Annotated in this window: 15 protein-coding genes; 10 read left to right on the top strand and 5 right to left on the bottom strand. The window is 70.2% G+C overall.

Annotated features, from left to right (window positions below):
* Positions 1-376 precede the first annotated feature (376 nt).
* The 3 genes from chrA to ACZ5IK_RS25185 are packed head-to-tail and all read right to left on the bottom strand — an operon-like array spanning position 377 to position 3,106.
* Positions 377-1,579: a chromate efflux transporter gene (chrA, locus tag ACZ5IK_RS25195; protein ID WP_465489906.1), complete on the bottom strand. Its 1,203-nt coding sequence runs from the start codon at positions 1,577-1,579 to the stop codon at positions 377-379.
* Entirely contained in the window at positions 1,576-2,313 is a 738-nt protein-coding gene (locus ACZ5IK_RS25190) for an arsenate reductase/protein-tyrosine-phosphatase family protein (protein ID WP_465489943.1), read from the bottom strand. The genes chrA and ACZ5IK_RS25190 overlap by 4 nt, the downstream gene beginning before the upstream one ends.
* Positions 2,314-2,368: 55 nt before the next feature.
* Positions 2,369-3,106 (bottom strand): phosphotransferase family protein, encoded by a 738-nt coding sequence (locus ACZ5IK_RS25185; RefSeq protein ID WP_465489905.1) that lies wholly within the window; start codon positions 3,104-3,106, stop codon positions 2,369-2,371.
* A 96-nt stretch (positions 3,107-3,202) separates the two neighbouring features.
* Between ACZ5IK_RS25185 and ACZ5IK_RS25180 the strand changes: the two genes are divergently transcribed.
* Positions 3,203-3,697: a GNAT family N-acetyltransferase gene (locus tag ACZ5IK_RS25180; protein ID WP_465489904.1), complete on the top strand. Its 495-nt coding sequence runs from the start codon at positions 3,203-3,205 to the stop codon at positions 3,695-3,697.
* Between the two features lie 176 nt (positions 3,698-3,873).
* Here ACZ5IK_RS25180 and ACZ5IK_RS25175 read toward each other — a convergent pair whose 3' ends face one another.
* Complete coding sequence (locus ACZ5IK_RS25175; protein WP_465489903.1) at positions 3,874-5,328, bottom strand: M28 family peptidase; 1,455 nt, start codon at positions 5,326-5,328, stop codon at positions 3,874-3,876.
* Positions 5,329-5,578: 250 nt separating this feature from the next.
* Positions 5,579-7,297 (bottom strand): non-ribosomal peptide synthetase, encoded by a 1,719-nt coding sequence (locus ACZ5IK_RS25170; RefSeq protein ID WP_465489942.1) that lies wholly within the window; start codon positions 7,295-7,297, stop codon positions 5,579-5,581.
* Between the two features lie 542 nt (positions 7,298-7,839).
* Between ACZ5IK_RS25170 and ACZ5IK_RS25165 the strand changes: the two genes are divergently transcribed.
* From ACZ5IK_RS25165 to ACZ5IK_RS25125, 9 genes are read left to right on the top strand one after another with little or no spacing between them, the layout of a single operon-like run.
* Positions 7,840-11,553: a condensation domain-containing protein gene (locus ACZ5IK_RS25165; protein ID WP_465489902.1), complete on the top strand. Its 3,714-nt coding sequence runs from the start codon at positions 7,840-7,842 to the stop codon at positions 11,551-11,553.
* Positions 11,554-11,568: 15 nt separating this feature from the next.
* Positions 11,569-15,258, top strand: coding sequence for an amino acid adenylation domain-containing protein (locus tag ACZ5IK_RS25160; RefSeq protein ID WP_465489901.1), 3,690 nt, complete (start codon positions 11,569-11,571; stop codon positions 15,256-15,258).
* A complete protein-coding gene (locus tag ACZ5IK_RS25155) occupies positions 15,255-15,434 on the top strand; it encodes an MbtH family protein (protein WP_101607084.1) in 180 nt (59 codons plus the stop codon). The genes ACZ5IK_RS25160 and ACZ5IK_RS25155 overlap by 4 nt, the downstream gene beginning before the upstream one ends.
* Complete coding sequence (locus ACZ5IK_RS25150) at positions 15,431-16,705, top strand: ATP-grasp domain-containing protein (protein ID WP_465489900.1); 1,275 nt, start codon at positions 15,431-15,433, stop codon at positions 16,703-16,705. The genes ACZ5IK_RS25155 and ACZ5IK_RS25150 overlap by 4 nt, the downstream gene beginning before the upstream one ends.
* 23 nt (positions 16,706-16,728) lie before the next feature.
* Positions 16,729-18,300 (top strand): condensation domain-containing protein, encoded by a 1,572-nt coding sequence (locus ACZ5IK_RS25145; protein WP_465489899.1) that lies wholly within the window; start codon positions 16,729-16,731, stop codon positions 18,298-18,300.
* Positions 18,297-19,658: a serine hydroxymethyltransferase gene (locus tag ACZ5IK_RS25140; protein WP_465489898.1), complete on the top strand. Its 1,362-nt coding sequence runs from the start codon at positions 18,297-18,299 to the stop codon at positions 19,656-19,658. Before ACZ5IK_RS25145 ends, ACZ5IK_RS25140 begins: the two co-directional genes overlap by 4 nt.
* Positions 19,658-20,374 (top strand): hypothetical protein, encoded by a 717-nt coding sequence (locus ACZ5IK_RS25135; protein ID WP_465489897.1) that lies wholly within the window; start codon positions 19,658-19,660, stop codon positions 20,372-20,374. Before ACZ5IK_RS25140 ends, ACZ5IK_RS25135 begins: the two co-directional genes overlap by 1 nt.
* On the top strand, positions 20,371-22,188 hold the full coding sequence (locus tag ACZ5IK_RS25130) for an amino acid adenylation domain-containing protein (protein ID WP_465489896.1): 1,818 nt from the start codon (positions 20,371-20,373) through the stop codon (positions 22,186-22,188). The genes ACZ5IK_RS25135 and ACZ5IK_RS25130 overlap by 4 nt, the downstream gene beginning before the upstream one ends.
* On the top strand, positions 22,185-23,483 hold the full coding sequence (locus ACZ5IK_RS25125) for a cytochrome P450 (protein ID WP_465489895.1): 1,299 nt from the start codon (positions 22,185-22,187) through the stop codon (positions 23,481-23,483). Before ACZ5IK_RS25130 ends, ACZ5IK_RS25125 begins: the two co-directional genes overlap by 4 nt.
* The last annotated feature ends 14 nt before the right edge of the window (positions 23,484-23,497 follow it).

Here is a 23,497-nt window from a genome sequence, read left to right as displayed (position 1 = left end):
TCCCCCCCTCCGCCCCCCCCCCCCCCCCCCCCCCCCCCCCCCCCCCCCCCCCCCCCCCCCCCCCCCCCCCCCCCCCCCCCCACCCCGGGAGGTCGGATCTGGACTGGCCGACGAGAGCCGACCGCACTCCAACTGTCCATATAGGACATGCTCGGGCGGCTAATGTCTTTTTAGCGCCCATATGCGCGCAACTAAACCGTGAAATGTGTCCCTTAAGGACAGTCAAGGCTCCTCAGGTCTCCCTGGGGAGCCTGCCCCCGCCACCGAGCCCGCCACATTGACTTACCCCCCATAGAACCCGAAACGCCACTCACGACCAACCCGACCCACACGGCCTGCACCTCCAGCCCATGCCAGGCCCGTCCCCTCATTACGTTCAAATCGGCAAGGGCACGCCGGCGAGCGCGAGTACCGTCCCCGCGCCGGCCGCGGCGAGGATCGTGGTCACCACGCCACGCCGTAGCGCGAACAACAGGATCACGGCACCGGCGAGGACGGCGTATTGCCACGCTTGGGTCAGGCTGAGCGCGAGCGGGATCGCCGAACCGAGGATCGCGCCGACAGCGGCAGGACCCGCGCCGTCGAGGAACGCCCGCACGTTCGGATTGCCGCGAAGCCGGTCGAAATGCTTGGCACCGAACAAGATGAACAGGAACGACGGGGTGAAGGCGACCAGTGCGGCCAGGATGCCACCGGCGAGCCCGGCGGCGGCGTAGCCGACGACGGCGACGGTCTGCACCACCGGCCCCGGGGTGACCTGGCCGAGGGCGACCGCGTTGAGGAATTGCCCGGCGCTCATCCAGTGGTAGGTGTTCACCGCGTCGTCCTGCATGAGCGGGATGATCACGAAGCCGCCGCCGTAGGACAGCATCCCGACCTTGAGTGCCACCCACGCCACGGACGCGAACACACCGGCGCCCGCGACCGCGGTGGCCCACGATTGAACAGGTACGGCAAGAAGCGCCGTACCTGCTTCGCCGGTCCGCGCCCGGTGCACGGTCAGTTCGATCAGCCCGCAGCCGAGCAGGACCAGCACCAGCCACGGACCGAGCGTGGCCGCCGACGCGATACCCGCGAGGACGTACAGGGCCCAGCGAATGCGGCCGGTGGTGGCCGCACGTCGCCGGCCCGCCGGGATCAGGCCCATCCCCGCGTGCACCGCGACGGCGGCGACCGCCGCGCCCGCGCCCGCTCCGGCCCCGCGAACCCAGGCAGGCGGAGACCCGGTGAGGAACAGCGCCGCCAGCGCCAAGATCACGATGAGGCCAGGGACGATGAACGCCGCACCTCCGACCAGTGCTCCCGCGCGGCCGCGCACCCGCCAAGCGGTGAAGATCGCCAGCTGGGTCGACGCCGGGCCGGGCAGCAGATTACAGGCGGCGATCGCGTCTTCGAACTCCTGGTCCGACAACCACTTCTGGCGCTGCACGCACAACTTCCGGAGCAGCGCGATGTGAGTCGGCGGGCCGCCGAAGCCGACACACCCGATCCGACCCCATTCCTTCAGCACCTTCCCAAGGCTCGGCGCGACGGTCCCGTCCTCTGTGGACTTTCCCGGCGTCCCGGGCTCCCCTGTCATCGGGCGGGTGAACCGAGCTGGGCGGTGAGAAAACCGATCCGGCGGTCCAGCTCCACGGCGAGGCGACGGAACGCCGGATAGGTCTCTCCCAGTTCGTCCGCTTCCCTGGCCGGGTCCGGCAGACTCCAGTGGACGACGCGCGGATGCCCGGGGAATTCCGGGCAGACCTCGCGGACCCGGTCACACAGGCTGATCACCCACTGGAAACGTTTGCGTCGGAGACCGTCCACAGAGGCCGGTTCGTGAGTCAAGGCGATTCCGCGCTCGGCGAGAGCCCGAACGGCGTGGGGGTGCAACGGTTTCGGATGACTTCCCGCGCTGGACACCTCGACCGACTCACCGGCTCGATGTCGTAGCAACGCCTCGGCCATCGGTGACCGGCCACTGTTGCCGGTGCACAGGAACAGCACCTTGGGCCGGGACGCCGTTCGCTTCTCACTCCCCAGGTTCGGCACGAGACCAGGGTGCAGCGCGCTTCCCGCTTCGGCCAACGAATCCGCGCACCGTTCAAGATCGAGGTGGTAGTAGGTGTCTCGGCCGTCGAAGCTGCTCTGCCGCGCCGTGACCAGCTCCGCCGCCCGCAACTTGCGCAAGTGGTACGACACCAGGTTCTGCGGCTGCCCGACGCTCTCCACCAGCTCCCGCACCCGGCGATCGCCGTGCGCCAGCTCGCGCAGCAATCGCCAGCGCAGCGGTTCACTCGCCAGCCGCACGAACGGCGGCGGCTCGGACATTCCGGTGATCGTCACGAGCCGGAGGATACATCAATCCAGGTTGATGCACCTGGATCTACCTTCCGGATTTCAAGACGTCGATCTCGCAGCCTGGCGCGGCCGGATCGAAGCCGTGCTCGACCAGCCAGCGGATCCCCAGCAAGCTGCGCGTCGACCACCACGCGCGGATCACGGCGAGGTCGACACCGGCGCCGTAGCCGTCGATCACGTCACCGAGGTGCTCCTCGTGTCCGAGCGTCAACGTGGCGAGGTCGAACAGGGCGTCGCCCCGGGCGGCCTCGGTCCAGTCGAGCACACCGGTGACCTCGTCTCCGTCGGTGAAGACGTGCGCGATCTGCAGGTCGCCGTGGATGAACACCGGCGTCCACGGCCGGAGCGCGGCCTCGGCGATCTCGCGGTTACGCGTGACCAGGTCGGCAGGCAGGACGCTGTTCGCGACGAGCCACTCGCATTCCCTGTCGAGGTCTGCCGCGAAATCGCCGGGACTCCGGCCCGGCCACGGGGGCAAGGGCGCGTCGTGCACCCTCCGCACGGCGGCCCCCGCCGCGGCCCAAGCCTCCGGCGACGCGGTGGACGGCTCGCCGAGACGGCCGAGCGCCCTGCCGGGAAGCGCGGCGAGCGCGAGCACGGGCGGTTTCCGCCACAGCACCTCCGGAGTCGGGATCGGCGCCAGGCTCATCGCCTCGACCTCGACATCGGCGCGCGCCTGATCGGTGTCGATCTTCAGGAACAGCTCACCGACCCGCAGAGTCGCGCACTCGTGGTGCGCGACGACGACCTCGACTTCCGCCATGACGGCCATTGTCACCGGGAAGAGCGCGGACGTCGCCGTATTTACGGTCCCTGGTAGAACGGGTGTCGGCCGAGATCATCTCCGAGAGGGAGCGGCATGTCCGAGCTTCGCCAAGCCCGCGTAACCGACCACGGCGCGATCGTCGACCGGGTGCACCGGTGGTGGGGCGACTCACGCACTCCCGCGCAGGCCCGCGAACTCTCCCTCTTGCTCCCCAAGCTGTTCTTGCAGTTCTTCTCCGGCACGAGCCTGGTCCTGGAGGACGAAACCGGCGTCAGGGCTTTCCTTGTCGGCTTCTACGCCGCCGACAATGACGTGGAGGCGTACATCCATTTCGTCGGAGTGGACCCGAAGCTTCGCGGACAGGGCACCGCTCGCCGTCTGTACACGACCTTCTTCCAGCGTGCCGCCGAGGACGGCCGGACGGAGGTGCGGGCGATCACCTCGCCGGGCAACACCGGATCGATCGCCTTTCACCGCGCCATGGGGTTCGCGCTCGAACACGGGGACCGGATGGTCGACGGGCTTCCCCTGCACAGCGACTACGACGGGCCCGGCCATGACCGGGTGTGCTTTCACAAGAAGATCTAGCCGCGAAGGGCGGGCAGATGTCCTGTCGGGTGACAAGTCCGCGTGTGGAACCCGGCTGTCGTTTGACTTACCCCTCAACAGAACCCGAATCGCCACTCACGACCACCCGGAGTTCCCACTACCCGCCCCCTGACCGCGGCGGGCGCCCGTGAGCGCCCGCCGCCGTCACTTCAGGCTCACTTGCGGCCGTTGATGTCCGCCGTCGTGATCGCGAACCGGCCGACCGCCCACGCCATGGACCGGCTGAACTGGTCGAAGATGGTCTGGTTCACGTTGCTGTAGCCGTCGCATCCCTGGTGGTAGCAGGGATCCAGCATCTGCCCTTCGACGCCGCCGAACAGCTTCACCCACTCCGCGGACTTCAACCGGTCCGAGCCCGCGTTCACGCCACCGGCGGCGATCCCGGCGTTGACGAACGCGGTGTGGTCGGATCGGCCGTCCAGCACCAGGTCGACGGTCGGGAGCTTCTGGTCGGCGAAGTAGCCGTGGACCAGCTGCGAGATCTTCGCGGAGCCTGCCGGGGCAGGCCCTTCGGGTGTCTGTCCACTGTAGACCTGGCGGGCGAAGTTCGGGGAGCCGATCATCTCCAGGTTCAGGTACAGGGCGGTCTGCTTCCGCTGTTCCGGGGTCAGCTGGTCGACGTAGTACTGCGACCCGGAAAGGCCCTTCTCCTCCGCCGCCCACCAGGCGAAGCGAACCTTGTTGCGGAGCAACGGCGCATAGCGCTTGAGCTGCAGTGCCGTCTCCAGCACGGTCGCTGCGGCGGCGCCGTTGTCGTTGGCGCCGGGCGTCGTGTCCACGCTGTCGAGGTGCGCGCCCATGACGATCGTGTTGTCCGCGCGGCCGGTCGGGGTGTCGGCCAGCAGGTTGAACGTCCGGGTGGTCGAGTCCTGTCCGCGCAGGTCGAGCCGCACGGTGACCGGACCTGCGGCCACATCGGCGGCGAGCCGTTCGGATTCACCGCGGGGCAGGGTCGCCGACGGGATCTTGGCGTCCTCGGGCGGAACCATCCGGTAGCGGAGGTTGAGATCGGGGTTCGGCGAGTCCGCGTTCATCAGCATGGCCGCCGCGCCCACGGCGGCGGCGGTGTTCTGCTTCTGCGTGATGAAGCAGTCCCCGACCCTGACCAGGACGATCTTGCCCCGCACGTCCTGTCCCGCGTAGTCCTCGGCAGTGCAGCCGGTGTCCTTGACGGCGGGTACGGCGACGGTCGCGGTCAGCCCTTCGGCCGGCGTGGAGACGGCGAACCTGACGATGAGCGGCCGCAGCGCGCGGGCGTTCGGCGAAACCACTTCCGCACGTTCGGAGTGGATGGCGTAGTCACGGAAAGAGAATTCCTGGCGTTGGACCTGGTAGCCCGCGGCCCGGAGTTTTCCGGTCAGATAATCCGCCGAGGCGGTGTAGCCGGGGGACGCCGAATCGCGGTGGCCGCCGTTCGCCGCCGTCGCGGCCATCAATTCGCGCAGGTGGCGAGCCGAATTCGCGCCGGTGACCTGGTCCGACATACGTTCGGCCAGCCAGTTCGCGGGTCCTCCGCCGGTCGCCTGCGCCGTACTCGTGGCCAATTGCGGTATGACCAGCAGGGCGGCGGCGAGAACGGCCGTCGCCTTCCTGAATCGTGATTTCCTCATGCTGTGGTACCCCCATTGTTCATCTCGGTGGTGTCGCCACTGTGGCACCGGGAACGCGCGCAACCGAAATCGCACCGGTAACCCGCCGGTGCGATTTCGGACGTACTCCCCAGTGCGCCAGATGATAGCCGCCCGCTATCCGTGGGCGACCCCGGAGCAGGATAAGCAGCGCCGGGCGGTGGTCTATACCGCCAAAGTGGTGTTCCGCCATCCGGGGCCGATTACCGCCGGTGATATTTCTGTCGGCTGATCAAAGTTCGACGACGGGTACGGCCGCCACCGGTGCACTACCACCCAGCGCTTTGGCCAAATCGGCGATCGTCGGCTGGTCGAAGAGCTGGGCGATGGTGATTCCGGGGTAATGTTTGCGCAGCCGCGCGAATACGGCCAGCGCCTTGAACGAGTCTCCGCCGCTCTCCAGGAATCGGTCGCTCCGCCCGATGTCGGCCCGCCCCAGTACCTCCCACCACACCCGGGCGATGACGTGTTCGTCCGGCGACTCCGGCGGTTCGGCGGGCTCGTTTCCCAGGTCAGACGGTTCCGCGGCGAGGGCACGCAGTTCCGCCGTGTCGACCTTGCCGTTGACCGTGACCGGGATCCGGGGGACCAGATGGAAGCGGCTGGGCACCAGTTCGGAAGGCAGCCGCTCCAGCAGCTTCTTCCCCAGCCCGGCGGGGTTTTCCGGGCCGACCACGTAGGCGGCCAGTTCCAGCGGTCCTTCCGCGGATCGTTCGCCCGCGACCACCGCCTGCCGGATCCCGGGCAGGGCGAGCAGGGCGGCCTCGACCTCGCCAGGCTCGATGCGGTGACCGCGGATCTTCAGCTGGCCGTCGGCGCGGCCGAGGTACTCCAGTTCCCCTCCCTCGCGCCGCACGACGACGTCGTCCGTGCAGTAGAAACGTGTCCCCTCGACCTCGGGGAACTTCGCCGCGGTCAGTTCGGGGTCGTTCCGGTAGCCGCGGGCCAGTGACGCCCCTCCGATGTGGAGGACACCGGGCTCACCGTCCGGGACGGGCGCGCGCCGCTCGTCCAGCACCCGGAATTCGGTACCCGACAAGGGCAGCCCGATCGGTACCCTGGCGGCGCCGGGCTCGACCCGGACCTCGTGCATGGTCACCACGATCGTGGCCTCGGAAGGGCCGTATCCGTTGTAGACCTTGAGATCCGGCCTCGCGGCAAGGATCGCTTCGGCGAGTCTGGGCGGGAACGCCTCCCCGGCGAGCATGACCGCTCGGGCGGGCAACACGTCGGCGACGTCGCCCGTGCCGGCGATCGCCTCCATCTGGGACGGCACCAGCGTGACCCAGTCGACCGGATGCTCCCGGATCTCCGCGGCGAAGGCCACCGGGTCCAGGATGGTCTCACGGTCGTAGATGTCGAGCCGGGCACCGGTGAGCAAGGCGCCGTACACCGAGACTTTGCCCAGGTCGGCCGCGAAGGTCGTGGCCAGGCCGTAGCTGCCGATTTCCAGTCCGGCCAAACCCCGGGTGAAACCCTCGAGGTAATTCGTCACCGCCCCGTGGGTGACCTCGACCGCCTTCGGCTTCCCGGACGAACCCGAGGTGAATACCAGGTAAGCAAGTTCTTCCGGTGTCCGGCCAAGATCGACGCGATAGGGGGCGGGCGGCGTGCGTTCGACCACTACGGCTCGCTCCCGCAAGGCCGCGGGAACCCTACTTTCGTTGTATGAATCGGTGATTATCGCCATGGGTCCCGCGAGCTCGAGTACTTCCGAGATGCGGGAATCGGGATGCGCACTTTCGAGGTGGACATAAGCGGCGCCGACCGCCCAGGCGGCCGCCACACCCACCACCGACAAGGGTGACCGATCCACGAGAATGGCCACTACCGCACCCGGCCGGACCCCGAGTTCGCGCAGGCTTTCTGCCGCGCCACCTGCGGCGGAGCCAAGTTCCGCATAGCTCAACGTCTTTCCGCCGTGGCGCACGGCGGGGCGGGTCCCATTCACTGAAATGATGTCCCGGACCAGCTCCGCCACTGTCGATGCGCAGTTCTCCCGCACGGGTAACGTCGACACTCGCCTACTCCATTCTCGTGAAAACAGTCCGACTCTGCTGACGCGCACGGCATCGCGTGTATGTTCAATTTGAGCAGGAGCGGCAAGACCGAATGCGAGCGTAACACAAATACAGCACTTCACTGGGGCTTATCGATCGTCCGGAGTAATCACTTACCGATTATTCCCGGTCAGATCTCTGGGAGCATCCTCACCCGATCCGGATCTTCACGTTTAATCAACACCACGATCCCGATCGGGCGCCTTGACGAGGACTGCGACGATGTTACAGTCGAATCACGTCGCGATGCGGCGGACTTACTGGGGAACAGGGGGCAAGGCAGCTCGCCATCCGCCCTGCTCACGAACGTGCAGGTACGACCGGGCGGGTAATCGATTAATCGCCGATCAACAGGCCGCCGTATGCCGCGACCTGGTATTCACCATGCCCGGCGAGCGCCGATTGAACCGATATCCGAGAGCGAGGAGAATTCGTGTCAGGCGTGGCCGACATTTCTGTCGCGATCATCGGGGTGTCCTTCGAATTACCGGGGCTCACCGAGTGGGAATCGTTGACCGAACTCTTCCGCTCCGGTACCGATCGCGTCGGGCAGATGCCCGGCGACCGGGCCGGGGAAACAGGGCTGGCGCCGGACTCCTCCGGCCAGCCCGGTGCGTGGCTGAACCACATCACCGGTTTCGACCCCCGGTATTTCGGGATCTCGCGAGCGGACGCCGAACTGATCGATCCGCGGCAACGGCGGATGCTGCACCTCGCCGTCGGCGCGCTCGGGGACGCCGGTTATGCGCCCGCCGAACTGCGGGGCAGCGACACCTCCGTGGTCGTCGCCGCGTACGGCGGAACCGAACCGACGCTGCGAGAACTGCTTCCCGGCGATCGCGCGACCGACGGGCCCGCGGTGATCGGGAGCATGCCCGCCTATTCCGCGGGCCGGATCGCGTATCACCTCGACCTGCGGGGCGCGGCCACGGTCGTGGACACGGCCTGTTCGTCCTTTCTGGTCGCACTGCACGAAGCGCGCCGGAAACTGGCCAACGGTGAGCACGACCTCGCCCTGGTGGGTGGTTTCGAGCTCATCCTCGGACCACCACCACGCCGTCCCGAGAACGGCGACGGCCTCGGCGTGCTGTCACCGACCGGACGCTGCCGTCCGTTCGACGCGGACGCCGACGGCACCACGTTCGGCGAGGGCGGCGGTTTCGTGGTCCTCAAAAGGCTTTCCGACGCCCGCCGGGACGGGGACACCGTGCACGCGGTCCTCCTCGGCAGCGCCGTCAACCAGGACGCGGGGCGCGCGAACGGCCTCACCTCCCCCAGCCCCGCAGGGCAGGCCGAGGTCATCACGAAGGCGTGGCGTGACGCCGCCGTCGAACCCGCCGACATCGGCTACCTGGAAGCGCACGGTACGGCGACCAAGATCGGTGACCCGATCGAACTGCAGGGCATCGGCCAGGCCGTCGCGAACTGGCCCGGGTACGCCGGGCGGATCCCGATCTCCTCCGCGAAGGGCAACTTCGGTCACCTGGACTGCATGGCCGGATTCGCCGGGCTGCTCCGGGTCCTCGCCCAGTTCCGGGCGGGCCAGCTGTTCCCGACCGCGCACTTCCGCGAGGCCAATCCCTTGGCGGACTGGGCATCGGGCCCCGTCCAGGTCGTCGGTGACGTCCGGCCGTGGCCCGCGGACGGTTCGCCGAGGATCGCGGGCATCAGCAGTTTCGGGCTCAGCGGCACCAACGCGCACGTCGTGCTGGAGGAAGGCCCGCGACCGTCCTCACCGTCCACATCGGACCGGGAGACCGCGATCCTGCTGTCCGCCCGCGACCAGGCCGGACTGCGGTCCCTCACCGGACGGTTGCGCTCGGTGATGTCGGAGGCGGGTGCCCCCGGCGTCGGCGACCTCGCCCGGCAACTGGCCGTCGGCCGCGAACACTTCGCGCACCGTGCCGCGTGGGTCGTCCGCGACCGGAACGAGTTGCTGCGGGCGCTCGGGAGCGAGCCGGACGAGACCACCGCGGTCACCCCGCCGCCGGTCGTGCTGGCCGTCGGCGGTGTCCTAGCGCCCGCCGACACGAAGACGTTGCTGGACTGGGCCCGCGACTATCGCGGATTCGCCACAGCCACAGCCTCGTCCACAGCCGGACCGGACGCGACCTGGTCGCCCACCGAGCGGGCGGAGGTCCACACGGCCGGTCTCCGCGCGATCGTCACCGATCTGGGGCTCGCCCCGGCCTTGGTGCTGGCCCATGCGTCCGGCGCCGCGAAGCCGGACACCACGAAACTCGGTGCCGCGCTGGCGTCGGTTCCCGACGGGACGATCGTTCTCGATCTCGCGCCCGGCAGCGCGCTCAGCACCGCGATCCGCGAGCTCCATCCGGCAGCCAACCTGCGGCCGGTCTCCACCCCGGCGGAGTTGCTGCGCGCGTTGTACCTGCTCGGGTTCGATCTGGACCTGCGGGCCGCGGTGCCGCCCCCGCCACTGCGGGCCCGGCTCCCGGTCGCGCCGTTGCTGGACGAGCACTGCTGGCCCCTGGAGACGACACCGTCTTCCCCCGATTCCGCCGGGACACCGGAACTGTCGGTGGCGGACCAGGTGCTCGAGTTCGTCCGCGCGGTGCTCAAGGAGCCGGACACCACGCTGGACGACGACTTCTTCGCGCTGGGCGGCGATTCACTCAACGGCGCTCAGCTGGTCAGCCGGATCAACGAGCACTTCGGCACCGACATCGAGGTGCTCGATCTGTTCGACCACACCGAGATCAGCGGGATCGCCGAAGCCGTCGCCGCCGAGATCCCCGCCGAGATTTCCGCCGGGCCGGCGCCCGCGGCGAGCGTGTCCACCGCCGAGCCCGCCGAAACCGGACCGCTGTCCGGACAGCAACTTTCGATCTGGGCCGCCGGACAGCTCGACCCGGACTCGAACGCCTACAACGTTCCGGAGATCCTGTTGTTCGACGGCGTCGTCGACACGGCGGCCGTCGGCGAGCGGCTGGCGGAGCTGGTCCGCAGGCATCCGATGCTCCGCACTGTCTTACGGGACACCGAATCCGGCCCACGTCAGATAGTGGAAACGGACAGGACCGTCGCGCTGGAAGAGGTCCGCCTCGATCTCTCCCACCTGTCGTACGCCGACGCGCGAGCGGATCTGGAAGCGGGCCTGGCGGAGCTCATCAGCCCGGCGCTTTCGCCCTACGACCGGCCGGTCCGGGCCCAGCTCGTCCGGATCCGGTTCGCCGACACCGAACGGGACGCGCTGGCGCTGACCGTGCACCACCTCTTCTGCGACGGCTGGTCCTGGCGGATCCTGCTGGCCGAACTGACGCGCGGACCGTCGGGCGACGTACCCGCCCGGACCTACTTCGACCTCGTGCGCGAACAGAACGAGGCCCTGGCGGGCGAACGCGGACAGCAGCTCACCCGGTTCTGGACGGAGTACCTCGGCGGCGCGCCCGAGGTGGCCCTGCCCACCGGCCACCCGGAACGGGCGATCGTGCCCGGCTCGGGCGGCGTGCTGCCCCTGGAGCTGGACGGCGCCCTGTTCGACGGGCTCAAGGAACTCGCCCGGCGCGAGCGCGCGACGGTGAACATGGTGCTGCTGGCCGCGTGGTCGGTCCTGCTGTGGCAGATCACCGGCGTGCGCGACCAGAGCGTCGCCATCCCGGTCAGCGGCCGCGAGCGCCGGGACGAAGACGTGGTCGGTTGCTACGTCAACACCGTCGCGATCCGCTCGAAACCGTTGCCCGACACCCTTTTCCGCGACCACCTCGCCGACGTCCGCCGGTCCCAGCTCGCCGCGCTCGCGCACGCCGAACTGCCCACCGACCGGATCGTGCGGCTGGCGCATCCGGGAGGCAGCGCCATGCTCGCCGCGACCAACTTCGCCTATCACGCGGGGGTCGAGCCGATCACGGAGTCCTTCGGTGACGGCGGTCCCGGCGTCGAGCTGCTCGACGTCGACCCGTCGGCGCCCGCGTACCCGGTCAGCGTGTCGGTGCTGGAGTACGGCGGCGAACTGCGCGGCCGCGTCAAGTACGCGGCCGACCTCTTCGAGCGCGCGACGGTCGAAGGGTGGATCGCGGACTTCGAAACCCTGCTGCGACGGCTGGCCGAGAACGGCGAGAAGGAGTCACTCCTGGAGCTGACCGGCACCGCACCGGCCGCCGTCGCCTTGCCCGATTTCCGGTTCTGAGTCCGAGGGAGCGGTATGAGCACCAGTATCAGCCCGTTGACGAGCCGCGACGACGGCGAAGTGCGCGACGGTGACACCGCCGTCGCGGGGCTCTTCGACGCGCTCGGCACCGAGCGGGCCGAAGCCTCCGCCGCTTGGTCCGCGCGCGCGGCCGCCCGGCTGGCCGCGATCACCGGTGGCGACCCCGTCCTCGGCTGGACCGTCGTCGCGGCCGCGACCGCCGTCGTGCTGCGCCGGTTCGGCGCGCACCAGGGCATCACGCTGCTGGCCGGACCTCCTTCGGGTGAGCGGTTCCCGCTGTTCCTCCGGCCCCGGCCGGAACTGACCGTCCAGGAATGGCTCGGCGAGGTGCGCACCGCGGTCGCCGAAGCGATGGCACACGAGACACCCGGCGACAGCCGCACACTGGAGCTCATCTGGGGTGATCGGCCCGGCACCGCCCCGCTGGCACTCGCCTGCGACGCGCGCGGAATCCGAGCAAGCTCGACGATCGCCGATCCGGCACGGCTGCGGTACCTGGTCGACGGGATCGGCGTCGTGCTGGAGGAGGGCCTGCACGACCTGGGCCGGACGGTCAGCGAACTGGGTGTGCTCGACGACGTCACGACGGCACTGCTCGCCGGGTTCAACGAGACCGAACCTTTGAACAGCACCGTTCCGTACCGGGAACTCGTGCTCCGGCAGGCGCCTGACGCACTGGCCGTGGAGGACGACATCGAGTCGTTCACCTATGCCGACCTGTGCCGTCACGCCACCGCGATCGCGCTGCGCCTGCGGGCCGAAGGCATCGGCAAGGAAAGCCTCGTCGCGCTGGCCGCGCCGCGTGACGCCTGGTTCCTGGTGACGGCGGTCGGGATCCTCTTCGCCGGTGCCGCGTACATGCCGGTCGACCCGGCCACTCCCCCGGCGCGGCAGGCGGATCTGATCCGCCGGGCGGACGCGCTGATCGCCGTCCCCGGCGTGGCGGGCGCGGCCGGGCGACCGCGATTCGACTTGGCGGAGCTGCGAAACGCGCCCGCGGGAGAAGTCGCCGACCTCGGTCCGGCACCCGAGCCGGGCGACCTCGCCTACGCCATCTTCACCTCCGGCTCGACGGGGCGGCCCAAGGGCGCCTGCATCGAGCACCGGTCCTTCCTCAACCTGCTGGCCACGCGGGTGCCCGACTACGGGCTGAAACCGGGCGCCACCGTCCCGCAGACCGCGCCGCTGACCTTCGACCTGTCGATCTGGCAGATGTTCGCCGGGCTCACCGCGGGGGCGACCGTGCGGGTCGTCCCCGACGACGTCGTCCGCGATCCGGCCGCGCTGCTCGCGCTCGCCGTCCGGCACCGGTTCGGCTGCCTGGCGCTGGTGCCGACCTACATCGCCGTCCTGCTGGACGAACTCCGCGACGACCCCGGGCTCACCGCGCGCCTGCGCGAGCACCTGCACCTGATGGTCTCGACCGGTGAGGTCCTGAGCCCCGGCCTGGCCGCCCGCTGGCACGCCCAGCTGCCCGGCGTCCCGCTGCTCAACGCCTACGGTCCCGCCGAGGTCGCCGACGACACGACGGGCGGCCCCGTCGGTCCCGACGAGCAGAGGCACACGCCGATCGGGCTGGTCCTGCCGAACGTCACCGTGCACATCCTCGACCCGGACCAGCGGCCGGTGCCGCCCGGCGTCACCGGGGAGATCCACATCGGCGGGCGCAGCGTCGGCCGCGGTTACCTCGGCGAGCCCGGGATGACCGCGTCGGCGTTCGTGCCGGATCCCTTCGCCGCCACCCCCGGCGGCCGCCTGTACCGCACCGGTGACCTCGGCTACTGGCGTGCGGACGGCGCGGTCGTACTGCTCGGCCGGGCCGACAGCCAGGTCAAGATCCGCGGCAGGCGAGTCGAGATCGGCGAGATCGAACACCTGCTGGAGACCTCGCCCGACGTCGCGAGGGCCACCGTCGAATTGCTGGACGAGCACGGTCTCGCCCGCCTGGTCGCCTTCGCGACCGCCGCGACCGGAAGCAGGCTCGACGCCGAGGACCTGCGGCGGTTCGCCGCCGAGCGACTGCCGGACTACATGGTCCCGAACCAGGTGATCGTGCTGGATTCCTTGCCCTGGAACGCGAACGGCAAGGTCGACCGGCGGGCGTTGCGGGCCGTGGCCGCCGAAAGGCGCTCCCGCGAGGAGTACGTCGCGCCGCGCACGCCGGTGGAGGAGACGCTGTGCGAGGTGTGGGCGGCGCATCTGCCCACGGCGGACAAGATCGGGATCCGGCACGGTTTCTTCGCGCTCGGCGGGGACTCGATCGTCGGGATCCGCATCGTGCAGGAGGCCAAGCGGCGCGGTATCGCGTTGCGGCCGCGGCACATCCTGGAACACCCGACGGTGGAGAAGCTCGCCGAGGTCGCCATCCCGTTCGAGGACCCGGCGGACTCGGACGGCGGCGACAGCGGTCCTCTCACACCCGCTCAGCAGTCCTTCCTGGCTCGCGGGGTGCCGAACCCGGATCACTGGAACCACGGCGTCTCCTACGATCTCGGCCGTCACTACGACCTCGGTGAGATCACGGCAGCGGTGCGAGTGCTGGCGAGGCGGCATCCCGCGGTGCGCTCGCGGCTGGACCTGACCGGCGAGCCGCGTCAGTACGCGGTGCCGGAAGCCCCGCCGGTCACCGAAATCGACCTGACCGGGGTGCCCGCAAGCGAGGTGGGCGAGCGGGCGCATCGGGCCGCGACCGGGCTGCACGAAGGGCTCGACCTGCGCTCGGGCCCGGTGGCGCGGTTCGGCCTGCTGCGGATCGACGACGCCCCGGACCGGCTGGTCGCCGTGATCCACCACCTGATGGTCGACCTGTTCTCCTGGGACCTGATCACCGACGAGCTGTCCGTGATCCTCCGCGACGGCGACGACGGCTCGCTGGAGCGTCCCGGCCCGTCCCCGGCGGCGTGGGCCGCGGCCTTGACCGGCTACGTGCGGACCGATCCGGCCCGGCTCGGCGTCGGTCACTGGCTCGACCGGGACTGGTCGGGCTGCGCCCAGGTCGTCCCGGACGGCGTCGCCGGGGTGGAAGGCGCCGTCGGCGACGTCCGCACCGTCCTGGACGAAGCGGCGAGCCGGGCGATCGCCGAGACGGCGCGCGAACGCGGGCTTTCGGTCTACGAATGCCTTCTCGGCACGCTCGGCACCGCGTTGCGCGAGTGGACCGGAGAAGACGGCGAGGCGCTGGTCCAGCTCGGCGGGCACGGCCGCGAGGACGTCCTCGACCTCGATCCCAGCCGGATCGTCGGCTACTTCAACTCGGCCTACCCGTTCGCGTTGCCGCTTTCGGCGAGCACCGACGACATCGCCGCGCTGCACCGCTCGGTGCCCGGCCGGGGATTCGGCTTCGAGACCGCGCGGTTCCTGCATCCCGACGCGGACGTGCGGGCCCGGCTCACGGCGCTGCCCCGGCCGCAGCTGCTGTTCAACTTCTGGGGCACCCCGGCCTATCTGGCGGACGGCCGGGACGACGGCGCGCTCGGTGCCGTGCGCATCGAGGGCACCGGCGCGGACCGCGATCCCGCCATGCCCCGGCCGTACGCGCTGGAGTGCTACGCGGTGTTCGCCGGGTCGCGGTTGTCCGTGTCCTGGTTGCACAGTGCGGATCTGTTGTCCGCCAAGCGGGTCCGCGCGCTCGCTGACGCCTTCACCAAAGCTTTGCCGACCCTTCGAACCGGGAGCCAGTCGTGAACTACACCGTCGTCGTCAATCACGAAGAGCAGTACTCCGTGTGGCCCGCCGCCACCACTCCGCCCGAGGGCTGGCGCGAAGTGGGCTTCAGCGGCACCAGGGAAGCCTGCCTCGCGCACATCGCGACCGTGTGGACCGACATCCGGCCGGCGTCGGCGCGAGCGGCCGCCCGATGACCGGACCACTCGTCGTCGTCTACGACCAGGGCGCGGCGCCACCGGGCGAGATCGCGGTCGGCCTGGCGTCGTGGACGCCCTGCCTGTTCGCGATCCCGGTCAACGAGCACACCACCGCGATGCGCCCGCTGCTGGAGCAGTTCGGCCGGGTCACCGCGATCGAGTCCGTCGACGGCGCCGCGCGGGAACTCGCCGCGCGAGGCGCGGCGGGAATCGTGACCTACAGCGAAAAAGCGCTCCGGCTGACCGGGGCGCTCGCCCGCGCGCTCGACCTGCCGTACCTGGGCGAGCAGACGCTGACCTACCTGACCGACAAGGCGAAGCAGCGGTCCGCGTTGCGGGCCGCGGGTGTCGACGCCGTGCGTTTCCACCCCGTCACCACGCCGGACGAGTGGGCGGCCGCGGTCGCCGAGACCGGTCTGCCCGCCGTGCTCAAGCCCCTCTACGGCGGCGCCAGCATGAACACCTACCTGATCCACGACAGCGCCGACGGCGAAGCGCTGGCCCGGCGGCTGCTCTCCGAGGGCGCGCCCGGCTACGACCCGTCGGGCGGGCTGATCCTGGAGGAATACCTGCCCGGCCGGGATTGCGGTGCCTTCGGCGACTACGTCTCGGTGGAGAACGTCGTCGTGGCGGGCCGGATCGACGATCTCGCGGTCACCGGGAAACTGCCGATGGTCCCGCCGTTCCGGGAGACCGGCCGGTTCTGGCCGTCGCCGCTGGGGCGGGCCGAAGACGACGAGATGCAGGCCGTCGCGCGCCGGGCGATCGCCGCGCTCGGCATCACCACCGGCCTGGTGCACACCGAGTTCAAGCTCACCCCGGACGGCCCCCGGTTGATCGAGGTGAACGGACGGCTCGGCGGCGGCATCAGCGAGCTCTCGATCCGCGCTCTCGGCGTCAACCTGATCGAGATCGGCGGGCGGATCGCCCTCGGCGAGGACGCCCGGGTGCCGCCTCCGCCGCGGGACTCGGTGTTCTTCCAGCAGTTCCATCCGGCACCGCGGCGCAAATGCGTGCTGGACGGCATCGACGGGGGCGAGCGGGTCCGCGAACTGCCCGGCGTGAGCGTGTACCGCCCGTTCGGCAAACCCGGCGCCACGTTGCCCGGCGGGGTGCACACCCACGAACTCGACATGACCATCGGCCGCGTCGGCGACCACGCGGAACTGGCGGGCCTGACCGCGGCGATCAGCGGACGGCTGGTCTTCCGCTTCACCTTCGAGGACGGCCCGCGTGCCGTCAGCGGCGCGGAGATCGGCGCACTGTGACGAATACCCGGAGCGAGAAGACGATGACTGACACCACCGGCCACGCCGAGGACGCGCTGGCCGAGATCTGGCGGGACGTGCTCGGTATCGAGCGGGTCGACGGCGACGCGGACTTCTTCGCCCTCGGCGGTGATTCCCTGCTCGCGCTGAAGGTCATCGGGGCGGCGGCCGAGCGGGGGATGCACCTCACCCTGGTCGACCTGTTCCGGAACCCGACCGTGCGCGGGATGTGTTCGGCGCTGGGTGCCGAACCGGAGGACGACACGGCCGAACTGCTCTCCCCCGAAGACCGGGCTCTCGTCCCGGCGAGCGCGGAGCGGGTCCACCCGGCCACCCGGCTCCAGCTCGGCCTGATCTACGAATCCCTGCTCAGCGGCGGAGAGCTCTACCACGAGGTGGTGTCGCGGGTGGTCGATCGCCCGCTCGTCGAGGAAACCCTCGCGAAGGCACTCTCCACCGTTTCGGCACGCCATCCCGCGCTGCGCTCCGGATTCGACCTGGTGTCGTTCAGCGAGGCGATGCAGGTGGTCGAAAAGCAGGCCACGATCCCGCTCGAGGTCGCCGACCACCGAGGCCTGGCCGAAGACGCCGTCGCCGACCGGCACGAGCAGGTCATGGCGTCGCTCGGGCAGCCGTTCGATCCGGAGACGGCGCCGCTGATCCGCGTGCACGCCGCCGCGCTCGACGACCGTTCTTTCCGGTTCTCCCACGCGTTCCACCACGCGATCATGGACGGCTGGAGCGAATCGCTGTTCGTCAGCGAAGTGGTCCGCGTGTACGCCGCCCTGCTCGACGGCGGTAGCGTGGACCTGGGCACGCCCGCCCCCGCCGAGGACTACGTCCGGCTCGAGCGCGCCGCGCTGCGCGACACGGACGCGCGGGCCTACTTCGAAGGCCTCCGGCCGCATCTGGGCGCGGAACCGCCCTCGGCCACCCCCGAGTACCGCAAGATCGGTTTCGTCCTGCCGACCGACCTCACCGCGGCGCTGACGAAACGCTCGGCGTCGTGGGGGGTGCCCCTGAAATCGCTGATGCTGGTGACCCACGCCGCGGCGGTCGCGTCCCTCACCGGGAACCCGGCGCCGGTGATCGGGATACCGGTCAGCGGCAGGCCGGAGGTGACCGGCGCGGACCTGACCATCGGGCTGTTCCTCAACTATCTCCCGTTGCGCCTGCCGGTCACGGACGGCACCTGGCGGGAGGCCGCGGATTCGGCGCTGGCCGCCGAGAACACGCTGCTCCCGTACCGGCGCTTCCCGGATTCCGAGGTCCGCAAGCTGCTCGGCCGCCGTCCGTTCGACTCGGCCTTCAACTACGTCCACTTCCACGCGCGCGACGGCCTACTCGAGGCCGGTCTGCTGCGCCCGGAGGAGGACATGCGGGAAAAGGCCGAATTCCCGATCCGCATCGAGACGCTCAACGAGCCACGGGCCGGCGGCGTCCGCTGCGAAATCACCGTGGATCTCACCCGGCACGGCAACGACGCCCTGGACCGGCTGCGCGACGACCTGCTCACCGCGGCGGACCGGCTCGCCGGTTCTCCCGCTGACTCGGTGTCTCTGCCGGGCGCTGCCTTCGACAGGAGCAAAGCATGACCCTCGCGAACATCGCGGATTTCGCCGACCGGGCCGCCGACGACCCGCACGGCCACCACCGCGCCGATCCGGAGCTGTTCGGCCTGATCGAACGCGAACGCGTCCGCCAGGACAGCACCCTCGCCATGATCGCGGCCGCCAGCGTGGCGGATCCGTCGGTGCTCGCGGCCGCGGGATCCGTGCTCGGGAACACGACCGCGGAGGGCTATCCGGGCGCGCGGTTCCACGCCGGGAGCGCGATCGTCGACGAGATCGAACAGCTGGCCATCGATCGCGCGCAGCGTGTCTTCCACGCCAGGTACGCCAACGTGCAGCCGCATTCGGGCAGCAACGCCAACCAGATCGTCCTGTTCAGCCTGCTCTCCCCCGGCGACGTCGTCCTGGGCATGGCCCTCAACGCCGGCGGGCATCTGACGCACGGCGCGTCCGCGTCGGTCACCGGCCGGTACTTCACCTCCGTCTCCTACGGCACCGATCGCGCAGGCCTGATCGACTACGACCAGGTCGCCACCCTGGCACGGGAACACCGGCCGCGGGTGATCGTGTGCGGGGCCAGTTCCTATCCCCGGACCATCGACTACGCCCGGTTCCGGGCGATCGCCGACGAGGTCGGCGCGTATCTGCTCGCGGACATCTCGCATGTGGCCGGGCTGATCGCGGCGGGGCTGCACCCGAGCCCCGTCGACCACGCCCACGTCACCACCACCAGTACGTACAAGCAGCTCTACGGCCCCCGCGGCGGCCTGATCCTGCTCGGCAAGGACGCCGACGCGCCGGTCGCGGCGAGGCGGGGCCGCCCGCTCGCCGACGTCATGCGCAACGCCGTCTTCCCCTACTTCCAGGGCACGCCCGCGTTCGATTCGATCGCGGCCAAGGCCCGCGCCCTCGATCTGGTGCTCACGCCCGAATTCCGCGCGCTCGCCCAGCGCATCAGGACCAGCGCCGACGCGCTGGCCGTCGAGCTGATGGGGGCCGGGTACGAGGTGCTCACCGGCGGCACCGACAACCACCTGGTGCTGGTCGACGTCGGCCAGGCAGGGCTGACCGGGGTGATCGCCGAACAGGCGCTGGAGTCGTGCGGCATCGTCGCGAACAAGAACGTGATCGACGGCGACCCGCACGGTCCGCTGGTGACGAGCGGTCTGCGGTTCGGCACGAACATCCTGGCCGCCCGGGGCCTGACCGACGACGCGGTGATCCGCTGTGCCGGGCTGGTCGACCGCGTGCTGTCCGCCGTCCGCCCCGACGGCGACCGGATCTGGCATCTCGACGAGGCGGTCCGTACCGAAGTCGGCGCCGCCGTCCGGGATCTCTGCGCGGAGTTCCCGCTCCGGCAGGTCCACTGGGGACAGTCCTGATGGAGGTCCGGATCGGCGGCGCCTACAACGGGCCCGCGCACAGCGCGAACGGCGGATACGCGTGCGGCGTGTTCGCCGGGCTGGCCGCGTTCCCGGAGACGACCCCGCCCGCGGTCACCCTGCACACGCCACCGCCGCTCCAGACCGATCTCGAGGTACGGGCGGGAGCCCGGCGCACCCAGGTGTGGCACGGAGAACGCCTGATCGCGACCATCGGCCCCGAAGCCGGGAAGGTCGAGGAAGTCGAACCCGTCACGGTGACGGAGGCGAAGCAGGCGGAATCGGCTTTCGAAGGCTGGGAAGGGCATCCGTTCCCCACCTGCTTCGTCTGCGGCGTCGAACGCGCGCCGTCCGGCGGCTTCCCGGTGACCCCCGGCAAGGTCGACGGCCGCGATCTCGTGGCGTGCACCTGGACCCCCGAAGCGGACGACGGCGGCGAAGTGCCCACCGCGCTGGTGTGGAGCGTGCTCGACTGCCCCGGCGGCTGGACCGGCGACCCGGTCCGGGAACCGATGGTGCTCGGCCGGATGAGCGCGATCGTCCACAAGAGACCGCTCCCCGGGCGCACCCATGTGATCGTCGGCAGGCTCCGGCGGCGGCACGGCCGAACGGCCAACGTCGGCACCTCGCTCTACGACGAAACGGGACGGCTGCTGGCCAAAGCGGCCTCGGTCTGGATCGCGCTGGATTCCGGCAAGCGGGAAGAGAAGGGATGACCACAGTGTCCACCACATCCACCATGGAGGAACGCACCCTCGACGCCGCGCCCGCGCGGTCCGTCGTCGACGCGTTCGGACAGCAGGCCAGGAAGAACCCGGGAGCCGTCGCTGTCACCGATGGTGCCAGGGTCTTGAGCTACGGCGCACTCGATCAGTCGTCGGCGAAGCTCGCGACCGCACTGCGTGCGGCCGGTGTCGTACCGGGGGATGCCGTCGGCATCGTCCTGCCGCGTTCGGCGGACCTCGTGGTCCTGCTGCTGGCGGTCCTGAAAGCGGGCGCCGCCTACCTCGTCCTCGATCCGCACACCCCGGACTCCCGGCGCGACACGATCCTGCGGGACGCGGGCCCCAGGATCGTGATCACGGAAGAAACCGTTGCGGCGCCAGGAACTTCGTGGACGACGCTGGCCGAACTGACGGCCGGCGCCGAAAGCGTCGACGATCCAGCCGCGGCGATCGACGTCGGCGGTGAAGACACCGCCTACATCGCGTACACGTCGGGCTCGACCGGTACGCCGAAGGGCGTGGTCGTCCCGCATCGCGCCGTCCTCCGGCTCGTCATCGGCGCGCGTTTCCTGCCGGTCGGTCCGGAAGACGCCTTCCTCCAGCTCGCGCCCGCCGCGTTCGACGCGTCGACCCTCGAATTCTGGGGAGCGCTGCTCAACGGCGGCAGGCTCGTCGTCGCACCGGCGGGAGAACTGCGTCCTGCCGACGTGACCGCGCTCGTCCGCGCGGAGAAGGTCACCGTCCTGTGGCTGACCGCGGGACTGTTCCACCAGGTGATCGAAGCGGGGCCGCGGGACCTGACCGGACTGCGGATCCTGATCGCGGGTGGCGACGTCCTCTCACCGTCCCATGTGGACAAAGCCATCGAGGCGCTGCCGTCCACCACCGTGCTCAACGGCTACGGCCCGACCGAGAACACGACGTTCACCTGCTGCGCCGTCCTCGACCGGCCGGTGGGTACCCGCAGTGTCCCGATCGGCCACGCCATCACCGGGACGAGGGTGTACCTGCTCGACGAGCACGGCGCCCCGGTCCCGGACGGGGAACTGGGCCAGATCTTCGCCGCCGGGCTCGGCCTCGCGCACGGCTACCTCGGTGCGCCCGCCGCCACCGCGGACCGTTTCCTGCCCGATCCCTTCTCCGGTGTCCCCGGCGATCGCATGTACGCGACCGGCGACCTCGGCCGCCGTCTGCCCGACGGGCAGATCGAGTTCGCGGGCCGCAACGACCGACAGGTCAAGATCCGCGGCTTCCGGGTGGAGCCCGCCGAAATCGAGGCCGCGTTGCGGACTCACCCGGAGGTGTACGACGCCGCCGTCCTCGCGCTGCCGTCGGGCACCGGGCACAGCCTGGTCGCGTACTACGCCTGCGACGACACGATCATCACCGCCGGGCTGCGCGCGCACCTCGGGGAGACCCTGCCGCCCTACCTGGTCCCCGGCCGGTTCGTCCGGCTGGACGAACTCCCGCTGACCGCGAACGGGAAGGTCGACCGCGACGCCCTCGCCGGCCTGCCGCTCCCGGAACGCGGAGATCTGAGCACCGACTACCGCGCGCCGGGAACCCCCTTGGAGGCGTGGCTCGCCGAACTCTGGGCGGATCTGCTCCAGATCGACCGGATCGGCGTCGACGACGACTTCTTCGAAGCGGGCGGGCACTCGCTCGTAGCGGTCCGCCTGACCACGGAGATCAGCGAAGCCCACAACGTCGACGTGCCCACCTACGCGTTCTACGAGAACCCGTCCGTGGCGGAACTCGCCGCTCTGATCGACGGTGAAACCTCGATCGAGAAGGAGCCCCGATGAAGATCAGCGCCGACGACACGGCGGTGGCCCCGCACGAGATCGACGAGGCGGACCTCCACGCGCCGACGCTCTACGGGTCCGGTGATCCGCATCCGGTCTGGACGGCGATGCGCCTGCACTCGCCGGTGCACCGCCAGGTGCTGCCCGACGGCCGCTCGTTCTGGTCGGTCACCAAGTACCACGACGTCAACGACGTCCTGCGCGACCACACCCGCTTCACGTCGAACCGGGGCACCCTACTGTCGATCTTGGGCGGCCGCGACCCTGCGGGCGGCAAGATGATGGCGGCCAGCGATCCGCCCGTGCACACGTCGATGCGGCGGCCGATGATGGACATGCTTTCGGCACGGGCCCTGCGGCCGATGGTCCCGAAGGTCCGGCGGGTCGTCAATCGCATGATCGCGCCGCTGGCGACGGGTTCGTGGAACCTCGCCCGCTCCGCCGCCGACTTCCCGATGGCGTTCACCGGGACGCTGATGGGGCTTCCCGAAGCCGACTGGCCGCGGCTCACCCGCCTGACCACGATGGCCGTCGCCCCGGACGACCCGGAATTCCGCCAGGGCAAGGGCGGCGGCACGCTGGCTTCGGCGCACCACGAACTGTTCTCGTACTTCTCGGGCGAGGTCCGGCGCCGGGCGGGCGAACCGGGCGACGACCTCGTGGGCGCGCTGATGCGGATGAGCGTCGGCGGCCGCGCCTTCCGGCACGACGAGATCGTCTACAACTGCTACAGCCTGCTGCTCGGCGCGAACGTCACCACGCCGCACGCGGTCGCGGGAACGGTGCTGGCCCTCATCGAGCACCCCGATGAGTATCGGCGGGTGGCCGAGGATCCCAGGCTGGTGACCAGCGCCGTCGAAGAGGGGCTGCGCTGGTCGTCACCGGCGAACCACTTCATGCGCTACGTCGTGCAGCCCACGGAGATCCGGGGCGTGGAACTGCGGCGCGGTGACGCCGTCGTGGCGTGGCTCGGATCGGCCAACCGGGACGAAGAGGTGTTCGCCGACCCCTTCCGCTTCGACGTCGCCCGCTCCCCCAACCGGCACGTCGCCTTCGGTTTCGGCCCGCACTACTGCATCGGCGCCCCGCTCGCGCGGATCGCGCTGCGGCTGCTGTTCGAGGAAATCGTCGGGAAGGTCGCGGAATTCCGGCTGGACACGCCGGTCGAACACCTCACGTCCAATTTCGTCGCGGGCATCAAGGACATGCGCGTCTCCGCGCGGTTGCGTCAAGGCGCCGAAGAAGAACTGGAGGAAGCGATCGCGGCCGACGGGCCGATTCCAGCAACCCGGTGATCCTCCCTTCGCTC

This window comes from Amycolatopsis sp. NPDC031561 (genome assembly GCF_055580625.1).
Note: the sequence above shows the minus strand (reverse complement) of the source record. Positions and strands in the feature narration are given on the sequence as shown.

Excerpts from the sequence above, each read along its gene's own strand:
- ACZ5IK_RS25135 (WP_465489897.1), top strand. The coding sequence starts at position 19,658 with ATGGAGGTCCGGATCGGCGGCGCCTACAACGGGCCCGCGCACAGCGCG.
- ACZ5IK_RS25160 (WP_465489901.1), top strand. The coding sequence starts at position 11,569 with ATGAGCACCAGTATCAGCCCGTTGACGAGCCGCGACGACGGCGAAGTG.
- ACZ5IK_RS25180 (WP_465489904.1), top strand. The coding sequence starts at position 3,203 with ATGTCCGAGCTTCGCCAAGCCCGCGTAACCGACCACGGCGCGATCGTC.
- ACZ5IK_RS25125 (WP_465489895.1), top strand. The coding sequence starts at position 22,185 with ATGAAGATCAGCGCCGACGACACGGCGGTGGCCCCGCACGAGATCGAC.
- ACZ5IK_RS25175 (WP_465489903.1), bottom strand. The coding sequence starts at position 5,328 with ATGAGGAAATCACGATTCAGGAAGGCGACGGCCGTTCTCGCCGCCGCC.
- ACZ5IK_RS25140 (WP_465489898.1), top strand. The coding sequence starts at position 18,297 with ATGACCCTCGCGAACATCGCGGATTTCGCCGACCGGGCCGCCGACGAC.
- ACZ5IK_RS25150 (WP_465489900.1), top strand. The coding sequence starts at position 15,431 with ATGACCGGACCACTCGTCGTCGTCTACGACCAGGGCGCGGCGCCACCG.
- ACZ5IK_RS25130 (WP_465489896.1), top strand. The coding sequence starts at position 20,371 with ATGACCACAGTGTCCACCACATCCACCATGGAGGAACGCACCCTCGAC.
- ACZ5IK_RS25185 (WP_465489905.1), bottom strand. The coding sequence starts at position 3,106 with ATGGCGGAAGTCGAGGTCGTCGTCGCGCACCACGAGTGCGCGACTCTG.
- chrA (WP_465489906.1), bottom strand. The coding sequence starts at position 1,579 with ATGACAGGGGAGCCCGGGACGCCGGGAAAGTCCACAGAGGACGGGACC.
- ACZ5IK_RS25145 (WP_465489899.1), top strand. The coding sequence starts at position 16,729 with ATGACTGACACCACCGGCCACGCCGAGGACGCGCTGGCCGAGATCTGG.
- ACZ5IK_RS25190 (WP_465489943.1), bottom strand. The coding sequence starts at position 2,313 with ATGTCCGAGCCGCCGCCGTTCGTGCGGCTGGCGAGTGAACCGCTGCGC.